We start from the raw sequence: 14721 nt of genomic DNA on the forward strand, positions 1-14721 counted from the left end.
GCCAGCTCCTCTATCATTTTGTTTCTATTATTTTTTCAAAAGCTTGCTGCCTTTTTCCGTCGCCGTCTGCATCGCTTCATCTACAGTCGCTTGACCAAGCATCGCACGCTGCAGTTCTTTTTGAATCACATCCTGCAATTCTTTGTAGCCTGGAGCCATTGGACGAGGATAGCCGTATTGGAGCTGATCTACCGCGACCTTGAAGTTTGGATCTTTTTCATAGAATGCCTTCATTTCAGCCGAATCAATTGCTTCTGTCGTGACAGGCATATAACCGGAAGCAATTGACCACGGAACTGTCTGCTCAGTATCGGTCATCCACTTCATGAACTCCCACGCTGCTTTTTTCTCTGCATCGGTCGACTTCGCCAGCATCACAAGATTCGCACCGCCCGTTGGCGTACCAAAGTTTTTATTGGCCGGAAGGAAGGCTGCACCCATGTCAAATTTGGCATTTTTCTTCAATTCCGTCAAGGAGCCTGTCGATGTAAAAATCATGCCTACTTTTTGATTCAAGAAGTCTTGCTCCGCTACATCCCACGCATTGTAATTTTCTCCTGGAGGGTTTTTCATGATGCCTTCCTTCACCATTTTGGACCAGAGCTCAAGTGGTGCTTTTCCTGCTTCGTTGTTGATCGTCAGCTCTTTGCCGTTCTCACTCAGAATGTTGCCCCCGCCTTGGAAAACAAGCGCTTCGTAGAACCAGATATCAACAGGTGTCGAGAAGCCGTACCGGGTAATTTTGTCTCCTTCTTTTTTGCTCAGCTTTTGCGAGAAGCTGACCAACTCATCCCATGTTTTCGGACCGTTCGAATCAAGTCCTGCTTCTTTTAACATATCGCGGTTGATGTACAGCAGTGGAGTGGAGCGGTTAAATGGTACTGCGTACAGTTTGTCATTCCAATAAGAGTTTTTCATGAGACCTGGAATGTACTTCTTTTCATCCCCTTGGGAGTAAGGTGTCAAATCTTCCAAAACCTTTGCATCCGCAAATGCCGCGATCGAAGCGATCTCGACCATCGTGACATCCGGATTGTTGCCCGCTGCTACAGATGCCAGTACTTTGGAGTGGTTCTCTTGATACGCCCCTTGGTAGGCTGGCTTGACGATAATATCTTTATGTGTTTCATTGAATTTTTTGACCATATCCTCGATGGTTTTCCCACGAACGCCACCCAACGCATACCAGAAATCAATTTGGACAGGGCCACTGGATGCTGTAGACGCTGCAGGCTGAGAAGTGCTACCTGTACTAGCAGACTGTTCTTTACTAGATGATCCGCATCCAGCCAATACTCCTGACAAACCGATAGTCAATGCACATAGAATCGTTCCAGTCTTTTTCAATGAAAACATGTTTTGATTTCCTCCCTAAGAGCTCTCTTTTATTATTTGGATTGATAGATGAACGCTTTGATAATATGCCGTTGTGCCACGAAGAAAATCACGAGAATCGGTAGAATGAGAATCATGTTGCCCGCCATCATGACGTTCCACAAGGTTCCGCCGTCGGACATGTGCAAGCTGGATATTCCGATCGGCAAGGTGCGCACCTCGTCGCTGTTGGTCATAATCAGCGGCCAGAAATAGTCGTTCCAGTGGTAAATAAAGCTGAATAGTCCGAAAGTGACCAGCACTGGCTTCGCCATCGGCACCATGATCGTCCACATGATTTTCCATTCGGACGCGTTATCCAGACGTGCTGCCTCGATCACTTCATCGGGCACCTGCATGAATGCTTGCCTGAGCAGGAAGATTCCGAAAGCACTGGCTGCGTACGGCAGGATCAGCGACCACAGCGTGTTGACGAGTCCCCAGCCGCTCAATTGCACGTAGATCGGCAAAAAGATGACTTGTCCCGGAATCATCAAAACAATCAAGACAAGACCAAACAACAGATTGCGACCGGGAAACTTGTAGCGTGCAAAAGCGTAAGCCGCAGGCACCGCCGTCAAAAATTGCAGGATCAAAATCCCTACTGCAACCAGAATGCTGTTCCACGTAAACATAAGGAACGGACCTGATTCCCACGCTTGAGCGAAGTTGCTCCACTCCCACGTCTCAGGCAAAAGCGTCGGGGGAAATTGCCGGACCTCCGGCATCGTTTTGAAAGCCGTCGATGCCATCCACAGAAACGGGAACACAAACAGGAAAGCCACAACCAAAAGCCCAATCCATTCCACGGTCTTGCGTGAAGCCAAAACCACTCGATACATGCTCCTCCTCCTTTCTCATGAGTTCATCAGCGATAATGCACGCGCTTGGACATCACCAGGAAATGCAAAGCTGTTAAAATCCCTACCAGTATCAGCAAAATGACAGAGGCGGCCGAAGCAATCCCGCCATTGTAGAAGTCCATTCCTTGCTCGTAAATGTAGTAGACAAGCATGTTCGTACTATTGATTGGACCACCCTGTGTCATAATGGCAATCGTGTCGAACGCTTGGAAGGATGAGATCGTATTGATAATGAGCAAAAAGAAAATCGTCGGTGACAGCATCGGTATCGTAATCCGTCTCAGCGTCCGCCACCACGGCGATTGATCGAGCGCTGCTGCCTCGTATATATCGCCCGGAATGCTTTGCAAGCCTGCAATGAAAATGAGCGTGTTATAGCCGACACCTTTCCAAATGCTGACGATAATCAGTGACAGCAAGGAGCTTTTCGGATCAGTCAGCCATGTATACGCAGGCAGTCCGACCGCTTCCAGTCCTGCGTTCAAGAGGCCAAACTGCGGGTCCATCAGCCACATCCACAGCATCGAGACGGATACCAGCGAAATGATGTGAGGACTGAAAACAGTCGCCTGAATAATGCCGTACACCTTTGCCTTTTTGTTCAGCCATAGGGCAAGCAAGAAAGATAGCGTCAAGCCGACCCCCACTGTCGCAATGGTAAAGACCGCGGTATTTCCCAATACTTGATGAAAATCTCCGTCCTTCATCAAGTCCTGATAGTTTTGCAAGCCTACCCATTCCATTTGCTCCAGATTGATCAATGACCAGTCCTGAAAGCTCAAATAAATGATCGAGCCAATCGGGTAAAAGAAGAACAGGGCAAAGCAAATCAATGCGGGTGCCAGATACAAGTACGGACGCAGCCGGGATGCGAGGTCAGACCATGCAAATGCCTGTGAACGCACTTCTTTTTTCGACTGGCTTACACCCGGCAACTCCTGTACAGTTGCCGCTTTTCGCATCAGCTATCCCCTCCTGCGCGTGTCGATACAGGCACTCGTCCACTCATGCGACCCACTCGTTTTCCGCTCCCTTTTTCAAACACATAGATGTATTCCCACGGTACAGTAACCGTGACCGAGGAGCCGACCTGCATCGCTACCTCCGAGTCCGCTTTGACGATGACCCTGCCTTTTTCCGTCTCCACGTGAAGGAGCGTGTCTGAGCCGAGAATTTCCCTGGATACGACCTGACCGCGTGTGTTCCACATCTCTTCGCTCGTGATGGCTGGGACAGCAGCAGGCAACAGCACTGCTTTTTCCGGGCGGAATCCCCATACGTGTTCACTCTTGCCCTCCGCAGAAACAATGTTCATCGGCGGAGAACCGATAAATTGGGCAACAAACAGATTTTCCGGCTCCTGATACAAATCCATCGGGCTCGCTACTTGCATAATGTGTCCGTCATTCATGACGACGATCTGATCGCCCATAGTCATCGCCTCTACCTGATCATGTGTCACGTAGATGAAGGTGCTGCCGAGCTGCTTGTGCAGGCTCGTCAACTCCACACGCATCTGATTTCGCAGCTTCGCATCGAGATTGGAGAGGGGTTCGTCCATCAGGAAGACCTTTGGCTTTTTCACCATGGCCCGCGCGAGTGCGACACGTTGCCTTTGACCTCCGGAGAGCTGAGATGGCTTGCGCTTGAGATAATCGGATAGCCCGACGATTTCCGCGATCTCCTCTACCAGCACCTGACATTCCTTTTTCGACGTTCCTCGGTTTCTCAATCCATAGGCGATATTGTCGTACACATTCATCGTGGGGTAGAGGGCGTAATTTTGAAAAACCATCGCAATATCACGCTTGCCAGGTGGCAATTGGTTCACCGTTTGATCACCGATTATGATTTTGCCGTCCGTCACTGTTTCCAAGCCAGCGATCATCCTGAGTGTGGTTGATTTCCCACAGCCGGACGGACCTACCAGAACCGTAAAGGAGCCGTCTGGAATGACCAAATCCAATCCTTTGACCACGCTTTGATTCTGAAAGGCTTTCGTTACCTGCTCCAACACCACACGTGCCATCTGTTTTCATTTCCCTCCTTGTGCTTTTGCGGCCAGCATTTCCATAACAAATGTCTCAAAATCGGCGTAGCGGTAATCCGGAGAAGCGTAGGGCCATTTCTCTTGTCCGTACCACTCCAGCACGACAGATTGCACACCCGCTCCTACCGCAGCCAGTACATCATAGCGACTATCACCGATCATCATGGCTTGCTCGGGACGTTTGCTTAGCGCTCCCAGCGCTTTTTGTACAGGCTCAGCCGACGGCTTGCCTCGTGATACATCATCGACGGTGACGATTGCCTCAAACAGATGCTCAATCCCCGCCATCTCCAGACCAGCCAATGTAAACTCCCGTTGCTTGTTCGTGACGATCGCCATCGCAAAGCCCGCCGCCTTTAGCTTTTCCAACCCTTCGCGAACAAACGGAAACAGTTTGACGTGTTCTTCATGATGCTCCCGTACATAGGCGAAGTATCTCTGCAGCACTTCCTTTTTGTCAGGAACGCCTGCTGCTGTAGCAACTGCCGCCAAAAAATCATCAAATGATTCTCCAAAACGGGCGATAAGCTCATCCCTGCTAAAATGTCCCGGTGCGTACTGCTCAGCCGTAAAAGCAACGGCATCCACGACCGCATCCCGACTGTCCAGCAAAGTCCCGTCCAAATCAAATAACAACGCTTGAATCAAGGTTCTTACACTCCTTCCACAGCAGGGGACTTCCGACTGAAACAGCTGTCGCCCCATGCTTTAATACTTCCTCCATCTGTTCCCGCTTGCGAATTAGCCCGCCAGAAATGATCGGGGTATCGATCACACTTCGAAATTCTTCGATAAACTCCGGCAGCAAACCAGGCATCAGCTCAACAGCGTCAGGCTGTGTATCTTGCAGGGAGGTTAGGCCTGATTTAATCGAGTCGCTATCGACCAAAAACAAGCGCTGAATCGTCAGCAGGCCTTGCTTTTTCGCCAGCTTGACCAGGGTGTTGCGCGTAGTGACGATCCCGTCTGGCTTGACGTAATGCCCCAGAAATGCAATGCCTTCCCGGTCATGACTGATTCCGCCAATCCGCTCCAAATGAAGAAATACTGGGATATTTTTCGCCTTAAAATAATCCACGTAGCCTTTAATCACACCAATGTTGCCAATCGAGAGTACCGCAGCACTCAAATTTGCCTCTGCCGCTTTTTCCAGGTGCTTCGCTTCTTTTACAGAAGCGATTAGCTTGTACTTTGCCAGTCTTGCACGAAACTGTTCCCGGTTCACTCGTTACGCCTCCTTATGCCCAAGACAAAAAACCCTGCGACATGACAATGCCAAAGAACTCTCGATGAAAGTGCTTGGAAAGGCTGTCGGGGGTTTCTCCATGGCTCCAACCGAAGGGATGTGTTCACTTGTTACTTTGAATGGTACTGTACGAGCGTTAAGGAATCTTGAAGGGAATGTTAATAAACGGAAAAGTTCATGTAAGGATGGAATTGACGGAATGGAAGAGCGGATGTATGATCCATCTATATTCAAATAATCAAATATTCGAAAATACGAAAAGAAGGGTTGCAATCATGAAGTGGGCACCAAGATTCGAAGGCTACAATCTCGTTTCCTTTCGAAAAGACTGTGTATCAGGGGTAATCGTCGGTATTATCGCGATACCATTGGGGATGGCATTTGCTATCGCCTCCGGAGTAAAGCCTGAGTACGGAATTTACACGACCATTATCGCCGGGATTTTGATTTCTCTATTTGGCGGTTCCCGCTATCAAATCGGTGGACCTACTGGTGCTTTTATCCCGATATTATTTGCAATCGTCATGCAATACGGTTATGCAGACTTGCTCCTCGCTGGATTCATGGCAGGGATTCTCCTTGTTCTCATGGGGGGTCTACGGCTGGGAGGACTGATCAAATTCATTCCGCGCCCCGTCATCATCGGATTTACTTCGGGGATTGCCGTTATCATCTTCTCCGGTCAAATTGCCAACTTTCTCGGCCTGGAGCAGTTGCAAAGACATGAAGATTTTCTGTCCAACATGGGGGAAATCATTCTTCATCTGAACACGATTAATCTATACAGCGTAGCCATCGCTATTTTGAGTCTCGCCCTTATTTTGGTGACTCCCCGATTCTTCCGAAGTATACCAGCCTCTCTTGTTGGACTCGTAGTCTCCAGTGTCGTTTCTGTCCTCTTTTTGGAAGGAAAGGTAGCGACAATTGGCTCCACCTTTGGAGAGATACCGAGTACATTACCCGGCTTTCATTTTCCTGAAATCACTTGGGAACGTGTCCAAAAGTTACTGAGTCCAGCCCTGATCATTGCTATACTAGGAGCGATAGAGTCTTTATTATCTGCCGTCGTCGCCGATGGGATGACACGCAGTCGCCACAACAGCAACCGGGAATTAATCGGCCAAGGAATTGCCAATATCGTGACCCCGTTATTTGGGGGAATTCCTGCTACTGGCGCGATTGCGAGAACAGCCACCAACATTCGAACTGGGGCAACCTCCCCCATGTCTGGCATCATTCATGGTCTGGTCGTATTGCTCATCCTCGTGCTGTTCGCCCCTTACGCCTCGCATATTCCGTTGGCGAGTATGGCGCCGATCTTGATGCTGGTTGCCTGGAATATGAGTGAGCGCAAGGAATTTGCCCACATCGTCAAAGTGAAGACGAGCGATTCTCTTGTACTGGTGCTCACCTTCCTTTTGACCGTTTTCACCAATTTAACCGTTGCTATTGAAGTGGGATTGGTACTATCTATCCTGTTGTTTGTCAAACGAACGCGCGATAGCTTGCGGGTAGCTCAGGTACTGCCTGATCCCTCGTCCAACCACGACAAAGTCATGCCGCACATGGTTACCGAGGAGCATGATTGCCCGCAAATCAGCATCTACACAATTGAGGGCCCACTTTTTTTCGGGGATGCCGACTTGTTTGAAAGCTCCCTCACGCAAACCCTTCAGCGACAACCAAAGGTATTACTGCTACGGATGGGGAAAGTCCCCCTGATGGACATGACTGGGGAAGCGAATTTGTCCCGGATTGTGAAACAATGTATGGACCAAGGCACAACAGTCCTTATTTCCGGAATCCAATCTGGCCCTAAGAAAATCTTGCAGCGTACGGGGCTATATGACCTCGTAAGCGAAGCTCACTTTTTTACTCATACTGGAGACGCGATAGCGTATGCTCTCAGTTTACTAGACACGGGGAAGTGCCTCGGATGCAAGCATTTTGCCTTCCGCGAATGCGCGCGCCTGTCCGCCCCTACTGAAACTTCCACATGATGTTACGATCGGAGGAACCTATCATTGAATTTGGAACTACAGCAATTTAAAGCGAATTTTTTCAAGGCGTTGGGTCATCCCCTGCGGATTCGGATTTTGGAGCTGCTGGCGGAAGGAGATAAGAATGTAAACGAGCTTCAGACTCTCATCGGGAGTGAAGGCTCCGCTGTTTCCCAACAGCTGGCCATTTTGCGGAACAACAATATCGTGTACGGAACGAAGGACGGAAACAAAGTCACCTACTCGCTGCGTGATCCGATGATTATTGAGCTGTTGAGCGTGGCCAGACAAATTTTTAACAATCATCTGATTGATACGATCTCGATGCTGGATCGTTTTAATGAGGAATGATCACTTTGGTTTGAGTCAACATAGGGGAGGAGAAGAAAAAGCACAGTTCTCTTCGACTCTGACACGCCCGCAAGGGGGATTCACTGGCCGTCTACACTTCAAAAAGGGGACCGTCGAGCCAAAGCCACCCTACGGGCGGAAGCTTTTCAAGGAAGAAGTGTTCGACAAGCGTGGTCCCCTTTTTGAAGTTCCGACTGGGTTGGCGATGTCAAGGTCTGAACTACTCCCCTAGAAATAGACAGTATTTAAAAAGAGCCTGTTGCAAATTAAGCAGCAATGAGATGATTTCTGGTTTCATCAGGAGTCATCTTTTTTAATGTCCACTGATAACGCTCTGAATTGTAATAGGTTACATATTCGTTGACGCGTTGACGCAACTCTTGAAGTGAAACACAGTCCTTATATTCGAGTTCGTCTTTCATATGACCGAAGAACGATTCCATTGAAGCGTTGTCCCAGCAGTTACCTTTGCGAGACATCGACTGTTTAAAACCAGCCTCAGCAATAAGGCGCCTCGTTGTAAGATGAGTGTAGTGCATTCCTTGATCCGAATGAAAAATAGCATCAGGATGGACGTTACCGTCCAATCGTTTGATTAATAAGTCTAGTGTCCGTTTCACTAGTGATAACTCCAATGTCGAAGACAGATAGTGTGCCAAAATCTGTTTGGTCGCCCCATCTTTTACGCAAGACAAATATGCCCATTGACCAGTACCATAGCGCAAATAAGTAATGTCAGTAAGTAGAACCTTCTCGGGTATACCTTGATCAAACTGACGTTTAAGTAGGTTTGGGCATGTGCGGTGTTCCTGAGTAGCCTTGGCCATTTTTCGATACGGATTCGCTTTCCGAATAAGAGTGACTAGCTTAAACTTTTGCATAAGACGACGAATCTTTTTATGATTCATCACGACACCGTTCATTCGCTCCAATCTCATTTTAATGACCAGCACTCCTGCTCTCCCTTTTCGAGTTTCGAAATGCTCCTTGATGAGCAGGAAGTCTCGTTCGTCGGCTTCTTCTCGAATTTGTCGCTGTTCCTCAGCACTACACCAGCGATAATAGCCACTTGAGCTCACTTCAGCAATCTGGCATAGATAACGGGTTACACGCTTCAAGCCATGTTTACGAAGAACTATGCTAATAAGCTGAAAGCGCTCGGGAGACGATAACGTCTTATTGGTTTGTCTTTCGAGCGCTTCTAGCTTTTTTAAAAGTTCGTTCTCTGCTTCCAGAAGCCTAATTCGTGCTTCAGCACGTCTCAGTTTTTCTTTTGCTGATAATTCTCCCTCTGACTTTCTACCGGTGCTCCCCTTGCCTCTGCGCTCCTCAATTAATCCAGCTTCACCAAAAGTCGTACATACTTTTCTCCATCGATGTAAGCATTTTTTTGGTGTATGACGACCCATTATTTCTAAGGGGAAACCTGCCTGAAGAAATATCTCAATCGGCGTTTGTCCCTCTCGATATGCCTGTACAGCGGTAAATTTGAACATAGGAGAATACGTGATGTTTTTCCCTGTTACTCGAAGTACATTTTGATTTTTTTCTAACATATGTATCTCATGTTCCGTAAAACTTATTCTGTTTTTACTCATCTAACATATCCCCACTCATTTCTCGTTAATGATGATTAAAACACAAAAAACCGTTAGACGGTCACTTTTTTCAAAGTGTCCATCTAACGGGTAGTAGTTCAGTCTACGAGCTCTGTGCTTTTTCTTCTCGCCAGCTTTGTTGGTTCATCAATGCCTTTTAAAAATACAAAAAAGCCCAGGACCCGTAATCGTCCTGGGCTTACCTATTGTTACTGGGAAACGGCAATGACTGCATCCAATGCGATCAACGCTTCTGCTTCAATGGCTTTTGCCATTACATCGGTGTGCGGATTATACGATTCGAGCAGGTCTGCATCGGCATACCCGTCGATCGCCAAAATAGAGCCTGCCTTCATTCCGCGAAGTGCCGCAATCACGAACAGGGCGGTGTTTTCCATTTCGACTGCCAAAACGCCAGCTTTTTGGTATAGCTTGTGCGGGAATTCCAACACCCCACTGTAAAAGACATCGAGTGTCAGCGTGATTCCTTCGAATACCTTCAATTCTGCTGCATTTGCTCCCGCTGCTTTTACGAGCGCGTCCACGACATGGCGATTGGCAACAGCCGGGAAGCCCGCCGGAACCAACTGACTGGTCAAGCCGTCTTGGCGAACCGCTGCGGAGCTGATGACGAGGCTGCCTGTCTCAATTTCCTTTTGGTATGACCCGGCAGTTCCTACACGAATGATGACCTGAACGCCGCCCTTCGCCAGCTCCTCGAAGCATACGGCTGCTCCTGGTGCGCCTACCCCATGGCTCACTACCGCTACCTCTACGCCTTTCCACGTACCCGCATAGCTGTGATACTCGCGGTTTTCCCCGATTTGACGCTGATCGTCGAGTTTCGATGCAATCAAGGCCGCACGTTTTGGATCACCGCACACGATGACGCGTTTGGGCAGTTGTTCTGGATCTACCTTTAGATTCGTCAACATCTTAATCGAACTCCTTTTTCTCCCACTCATCCTCTGGTATCGGCAACGCTTCACCGGAGAACCGCTCTTCGCGGAACGGGTTTGCGATCAAGTGAAAACCATTTTGCTCCCAGAAGCCGGGCTTGTTTTCCGTCATAAATTCAATTCCCCTGATCCACTTCACACTTTTCCAGAAATACAGATGAGGAACAACCAGGCGAAGCGGCCAACCGTGCTTGTCCGTCAGTCGTTCTCCGTCAAAGGAGTGAGCCAGCAGCACATCATCACGCTCCAGATCAACGAGCGGCACATTGGCGGTATAGTCGTGATCACCGTGCAGCATGACGAAGCTCGCCTGCGGAGTCACGCCAATCGCCTGTAGAAAATCACGAAAACGCACGCCTGTAAACGCATTGTCAAAACGGGACCAGCGCGTCACGCAGTGAATGTCGCTCGTCACTGTCACCTGCGGCATCGCCATGATCTCGTCGTAGGAGAGCGTCACTTCCCGGTCTACCTCACCAAAAACACGCAGCGTCCATTCGTTCATGTCATACACTGGCACGTCTCCCTCATGCAAAATGGGAAAACGCTCTGTCAGGATTTGTCCCGGCGGAAGGCGTCTGGCGAGTCCCGGTTCCACTGGGTCGGGTACTTTCATCCTTTTGATCCGATCTGCCTTGTTCATATCGCATTTCCCCCTGTCTCCGCTGTCTATATGGTCTGTTTTTAACGGGTGCTCTGCTGATTGTCGCTGCCGATCTGACTCTTGTTCTTCAAAAAGAACATCGCCGCAATCGTCAGCACGTATGGCAGCATGGCCGTAAATTGCGTCGGAAGCGAAAAGCCCTGCAAACGAATACTAAGGGCATCCATCAACCCGAACAAAAGGCTCGAAGCCAAAATACCGAGTGGATGCGACTGCCCCATCATCATCGCTACCAATGCGATAAAGCCCCGTCCAGCCGTCATGCCTTCTGTAAACATCGTGACTTGCCCCAGTGAAAGCTGCGCCCCTGCAATTCCGCACAAAGCGCCACTCATCACAATCGCCAGCACCTGAAGCCCCGTCACTTTCAGACCGAGACTACGTGCCGCAACGGGGTTCAGACCAACTGCGAGGACGCGGAAGCCCGTAACCGTCCGATAAAAGAACACATACAGCAGAATGGCAGCCAAAAAGGCAAAATACACGAGTGGCGAATGGCCAGAGACAATGCCTTCAATGACTGGAATATCGTGAATAAAAGGAATCTCGACGGTTGGCAAGCCAGCCATATCCTTATCGTAAAACGCCCCTTTGACACCGAAGATCGCCCGCAATGCAAATGTCGTCAACCCTAGCGCGAGAAAATTAATCGCCACACCGACGACGATTTCATTCGCCCTAAGCTTGATCGTCATGTACGCGAATAAGAGTGAAAAGACGATGCTGACCAGCGCTGCTATCAAAACGGCCAGAAAGAGGTTCCCGGTAAAATGATTGCCGACAATCGCGGAAAAGGCACCTACCAGTACCAATCCCTCCAAGCCCACATTAAAAATTCCAACACGTGCGCAGAGCGCTCCACCCAAAGCTGCCAACAAGATCGGCGTGACCATCCGAATGGTAGAACTGAGGAGGGACCAATCAAAGAGCTCCATGCGATTCCCCTCCTTTTGCCTTCCGCTTTTTCCACCAGTCATAGCTGAACTTGGCGGAGATGAACAATATCAATACGGCTTGTATAACACTTGCCAGCTCCAGCGGCACATCCGTATTGCGCTCTACACCCATGGCTCCTGTCTGAAAAGCAGCAAGCAGGATCGAAGTCACAATGATGCCAAGCGGGTGCGAGTTCGCAAGCAGAGCTGCCATCAGGCCCGTCCAGGCGAAGCCCGGTACAGTCAGCGCCCCGTCCACAAAGCGATAGTGCGCCCCCATTACCTCGACGGTTCCCGCCAAGCCAGCCAATCCACCACTGGCAAACATCCCGGTCAGCATCACCCGAATCCGATTAATTCCTCCGTATTGAGCAAACAGCGAGTTTTGACCCAGCATCTTCACTTCATAGCCAAAAGGCGTAAAACGAAGGACCCAGAATAACAAGAGCGCTGCAACAATCGCAAACAAAACCCCTGCATGCACGCTCATTCCCGCAAACAGCTTCGGAAGCCAAGCGCTTTTCTCCAGCATGACGGTCTGTGCCAGTGCCGCAGAACCCGAGCGATCCCGGAATGGCTCTGTCACGAGATAGCTCGCAAACAATACGGCAATATAGTTGAAGAGCAACGTAGAGATGAGCAACGGAATGCGGAAGCGTGCTTCCATAAAGCCCGGCAACAACGCCCAGAACCCGCCGACCGCCATTCCTGCGAAAATACCCGCCACAATTTTGATCATTCCCGGCGCTGGCAAATAGATCGTGACTAACGCAGCACTGACGGCACCAAGCACCATTTGCCCTTCCGCCCCCAGGTTGAATACCCCTGCCCGAAATGCGAGGGAAAGACCCAAGGCAATCAGCATGATAGGTGTGGCTCTCGCTAAGGTAGACGTTAAGAAATAAAAACTGCCAAAGGCCCCTTTCCACATTTCCTGGTAGGTTCCCAAGATCGATTCGCCAACGGCAGCAATAACCAGTGCCCCGGTCAACAAACCGATGACGACAGCCAAGAACGGCTGAACCAATGACTTAGATAGCTCTTTGATTGCTGCCATGAATGCTTCCTCCCGCCATGATCACGCTGATTTTTTCTTCGGTTGCCTCTAGGCGTGACAGCTCTCCAGCGATTCGCCCTTTATACATGACCAAAATTCTGTCAGACAAGGCGAGAATTTCGGACAACTCGGAGGAGACGAGCAGGATCCCGTCTCCCTGATTGCGCTTTTCGATCAGCGCCTGATGGATGTACTCCATGGCACCGATATCCACCCCTCGCGTAGGCTCAGCCGCAATCAAAAACGGGGTTTCATGTCCCAGCTCCCTTGCTACAATCAGCTTTTGCAAATTTCCACCTGACAGATTCCCTGCCAGCTCCTGCAATTGTCGGGAGCCTGTTTTGATAGCAAACTGATCAACCCAGCCTTTTACGACTTGGCGGAATTTCTCCCGCAAAACGACGCCACGGCGGTTGTAACCAGGCTTTCGCTGATAGCCCATCAACGCATTTTCCTCGACGCTTGAGAGTTTGGCCGTTCCCCACAGGTAGCGATCCTCCGGAATATGCGCCAAGCCGGCATCCCGAATGGTGGCTACTGATTTGTTCGTCACGTCCTTGCCACCTAACCGCACCGTACCCTCCTGTGCCGCTCGCAAACCACTGATCGCTTGTAGCAGCTCGGATTGTCCATTCCCGGAAACACCTGCGATTCCTACGATTTCCCCGTGGTGTACGGTAAAGCTGACTTGATCGAGCAGGGTCTGCTTTTCTCGAACCGCAAGATTCTCCACCTGCAACAAGGGGCCTTTATCCAGAGGAACTCGTTCAGCTAGCTCCTGCAATTCTCGTCCGACCATCAATCTTGCCAAATCATCCGCATTTGTCTCATTCCGCGAAACCGTTCCCGTCACTTTGCCCCCGCGCAGTACCGTAATACGATCGGCTACCTCCATGACTTCCTGCAACTTATGTGTAATCAAAATGACGCTCTTGCCGCTCTTTGCCAAGTTTCGAATCGTTTGCAGCAGGTCGCGTACCTCCAGCGGAGTAAGGACAGCAGTCGGCTCGTCCAACACAATAATATCCGCTCCCTGATACAGGACCTTCAGAATTTCGACCCGTTGCTGTTCCCCGATCGAGCAATTCGCTACCATAGCCTGCGGATGAATTGGAATGCGATACTGCTCACTCAGCGCCCGCACCTTGTCCTCTGCGTCCTTTCTTTTGAAAAAGCCTGCTTTCTTCGGCTCATATCCGATCACGATATTTTCAGTCACACTGAATTCTCCGAAGAGCATAAAGTGCTGGTGAACCATCCCGATTCCATTTCGAATCGCGTCCTCTGGTCCGCGAAAAACAACTGGCTTGCCGTTTAACACGATCTCTCCTGACGTCGGCTGCTCCATCCCGTACAGCATCCGCATCAGTGTCGTTTTGCCCGCTCCATTTTCCCCGACAATCGCATGGACCTCTCCTGCTGCCAGTGAGAACGACACCTTGTCGTTGGCGGTAAAATCTCCGTACTTCTTGGTCATGCCCCTCATTTCCAAGCGATCGGTCATTCCCACTCCCTCATTTCTGTACGTCCTTTTATGAAAATGGAAGACCGACTACACAGCCGTAGTCGGTCACATCCATCACTGTGCACAAGCTATAAATAAACATTCAGCACCGAGAACCTT

The 14721-nt window shown here is 49.7% G+C and carries 14 protein-coding genes; 2 read left to right on the forward strand and 12 right to left on the reverse strand.

What is annotated here, in order from left to right:
• Nucleotides 1–27: 27 nt before the first annotated feature.
• Genes ACUUHJ_RS29695 through ACUUHJ_RS29720 form a run of 6 tightly spaced genes read right to left on the reverse strand, consistent with a single transcriptional unit; the run spans nucleotide 28 to nucleotide 5512 of the window.
• Nucleotides 28–1356, reverse strand: coding sequence for an ABC transporter substrate-binding protein (locus ACUUHJ_RS29695; RefSeq protein ID WP_472300799.1), 1329 nt, complete (start codon nucleotides 1354–1356; stop codon nucleotides 28–30).
• Between the two features lie 32 nt (nucleotides 1357–1388).
• On the reverse strand, nucleotides 1389–2216 hold the full coding sequence (locus tag ACUUHJ_RS29700) for a carbohydrate ABC transporter permease (protein ID WP_173610383.1): 828 nt from the start codon (nucleotides 2214–2216) through the stop codon (nucleotides 1389–1391).
• A 26-nt stretch (nucleotides 2217–2242) separates the two neighbouring features.
• The gene (locus ACUUHJ_RS29705; protein ID WP_173610382.1) at nucleotides 2243–3199 is read right to left on the reverse strand and encodes a carbohydrate ABC transporter permease; all 957 of its coding nucleotides are present in this window, start codon (nucleotides 3197–3199) and stop codon (nucleotides 2243–2245) included.
• On the reverse strand, nucleotides 3199–4266 hold the full coding sequence (locus ACUUHJ_RS29710; RefSeq protein ID WP_173610381.1) for an ABC transporter ATP-binding protein: 1068 nt from the start codon (nucleotides 4264–4266) through the stop codon (nucleotides 3199–3201). Before ACUUHJ_RS29710 ends, ACUUHJ_RS29705 begins: the two co-directional genes overlap by 1 nt.
• Nucleotides 4267–4272: 6 nt before the next feature.
• Nucleotides 4273–4935 carry an HAD family hydrolase gene (locus ACUUHJ_RS29715; RefSeq protein WP_472300801.1) on the reverse strand — a complete coding sequence of 221 codons (663 nt, stop codon included), beginning with the start codon at nucleotides 4933–4935 and terminating at the stop codon, nucleotides 4273–4275.
• Nucleotides 4913–5512: a glycerol-3-phosphate responsive antiterminator gene (locus tag ACUUHJ_RS29720; RefSeq protein WP_016741937.1), complete on the reverse strand. Its 600-nt coding sequence runs from the start codon at nucleotides 5510–5512 to the stop codon at nucleotides 4913–4915. Before ACUUHJ_RS29720 ends, ACUUHJ_RS29715 begins: the two co-directional genes overlap by 23 nt.
• 296 nt (nucleotides 5513–5808) lie before the next feature.
• On the opposite strand from ACUUHJ_RS29720, the gene ACUUHJ_RS29725 reads away from it, so the two are divergent.
• Both ACUUHJ_RS29725 and ACUUHJ_RS29730 read left to right on the forward strand, forming a co-directional pair.
• The gene (locus ACUUHJ_RS29725) at nucleotides 5809–7533 is read left to right on the forward strand and encodes a SulP family inorganic anion transporter (RefSeq protein ID WP_472300803.1); all 1725 of its coding nucleotides are present in this window, start codon (nucleotides 5809–5811) and stop codon (nucleotides 7531–7533) included.
• Between the two features lie 24 nt (nucleotides 7534–7557).
• Nucleotides 7558–7884, forward strand: a complete 327-nt coding sequence (locus ACUUHJ_RS29730; RefSeq protein WP_005827573.1) for an ArsR/SmtB family transcription factor — start codon at nucleotides 7558–7560, stop codon at nucleotides 7882–7884.
• Between the two features lie 266 nt (nucleotides 7885–8150).
• Here ACUUHJ_RS29730 and ACUUHJ_RS29735 read toward each other — a convergent pair whose 3' ends face one another.
• The 6 genes from ACUUHJ_RS29735 to ACUUHJ_RS29760 all read right to left on the reverse strand — a co-directional run bounded on the left by ACUUHJ_RS29735 (nucleotide 8151) and on the right by ACUUHJ_RS29760 (nucleotide 14601).
• Complete coding sequence (locus ACUUHJ_RS29735; RefSeq protein ID WP_289673973.1) at nucleotides 8151–9440, reverse strand: IS3 family transposase; 1290 nt, start codon at nucleotides 9438–9440, stop codon at nucleotides 8151–8153.
• Nucleotides 9441–9691: 251 nt separating this feature from the next.
• Complete coding sequence (locus ACUUHJ_RS29740; RefSeq protein WP_289675020.1) at nucleotides 9692–10417, reverse strand: nucleoside phosphorylase; 726 nt, start codon at nucleotides 10415–10417, stop codon at nucleotides 9692–9694.
• A 1-nt stretch (nucleotide 10418) separates the two neighbouring features.
• On the reverse strand, nucleotides 10419–11084 hold the full coding sequence (locus ACUUHJ_RS29745) for a sulfite oxidase-like oxidoreductase (protein WP_289675021.1): 666 nt from the start codon (nucleotides 11082–11084) through the stop codon (nucleotides 10419–10421).
• A gap of 41 nt (nucleotides 11085–11125) precedes the next feature.
• A complete protein-coding gene (locus ACUUHJ_RS29750) occupies nucleotides 11126–12040 on the reverse strand; it encodes an ABC transporter permease (protein WP_472300805.1) in 915 nt (304 codons plus the stop codon).
• Nucleotides 12027–13097: an ABC transporter permease gene (locus ACUUHJ_RS29755; protein WP_472300806.1), complete on the reverse strand. Its 1071-nt coding sequence runs from the start codon at nucleotides 13095–13097 to the stop codon at nucleotides 12027–12029. The genes ACUUHJ_RS29750 and ACUUHJ_RS29755 overlap by 14 nt, the downstream gene beginning before the upstream one ends.
• Entirely contained in the window at nucleotides 13072–14601 is a 1530-nt protein-coding gene (locus ACUUHJ_RS29760) for an ABC transporter ATP-binding protein (RefSeq protein WP_472300808.1), read from the reverse strand. Before ACUUHJ_RS29760 ends, ACUUHJ_RS29755 begins: the two co-directional genes overlap by 26 nt.
• Nucleotides 14602–14721: the final 120 nt, after the last annotated feature.

It is taken from the genome of Brevibacillus schisleri, from assembly GCF_055685845.1.

What these genes read in the sequence shown, in the direction of transcription:
- ACUUHJ_RS29695 (WP_472300799.1), bottom strand. Translation starts at nt 1,356, where the DNA reads ATGTTTTCATTGAAAAAGACTGGAACGATTCTATGTGCATTGACTATC.
- ACUUHJ_RS29700 (WP_173610383.1), bottom strand. Translation starts at nt 2,216, where the DNA reads ATGTATCGAGTGGTTTTGGCTTCACGCAAGACCGTGGAATGGATTGGG.
- ACUUHJ_RS29705 (WP_173610382.1), bottom strand. Translation starts at nt 3,199, where the DNA reads ATGCGAAAAGCGGCAACTGTACAGGAGTTGCCGGGTGTAAGCCAGTCG.
- ACUUHJ_RS29710 (WP_173610381.1), bottom strand. Translation starts at nt 4,266, where the DNA reads ATGGCACGTGTGGTGTTGGAGCAGGTAACGAAAGCCTTTCAGAATCAA.
- ACUUHJ_RS29725 (WP_472300803.1), top strand. Translation starts at nt 5,809, where the DNA reads ATGAAGTGGGCACCAAGATTCGAAGGCTACAATCTCGTTTCCTTTCGA.
- ACUUHJ_RS29735 (WP_289673973.1), bottom strand. Translation starts at nt 9,440, where the DNA reads ATGTTAGAAAAAAATCAAAATGTACTTCGAGTAACAGGGAAAAACATC.
- ACUUHJ_RS29740 (WP_289675020.1), bottom strand. Translation starts at nt 10,417, where the DNA reads ATGTTGACGAATCTAAAGGTAGATCCAGAACAACTGCCCAAACGCGTC.
- ACUUHJ_RS29745 (WP_289675021.1), bottom strand. Translation starts at nt 11,084, where the DNA reads ATGAACAAGGCAGATCGGATCAAAAGGATGAAAGTACCCGACCCAGTG.
- ACUUHJ_RS29750 (WP_472300805.1), bottom strand. Translation starts at nt 12,040, where the DNA reads ATGGAGCTCTTTGATTGGTCCCTCCTCAGTTCTACCATTCGGATGGTC.
- ACUUHJ_RS29755 (WP_472300806.1), bottom strand. Translation starts at nt 13,097, where the DNA reads ATGGCAGCAATCAAAGAGCTATCTAAGTCATTGGTTCAGCCGTTCTTG.
- ACUUHJ_RS29760 (WP_472300808.1), bottom strand. Translation starts at nt 14,601, where the DNA reads ATGACCGATCGCTTGGAAATGAGGGGCATGACCAAGAAGTACGGAGAT.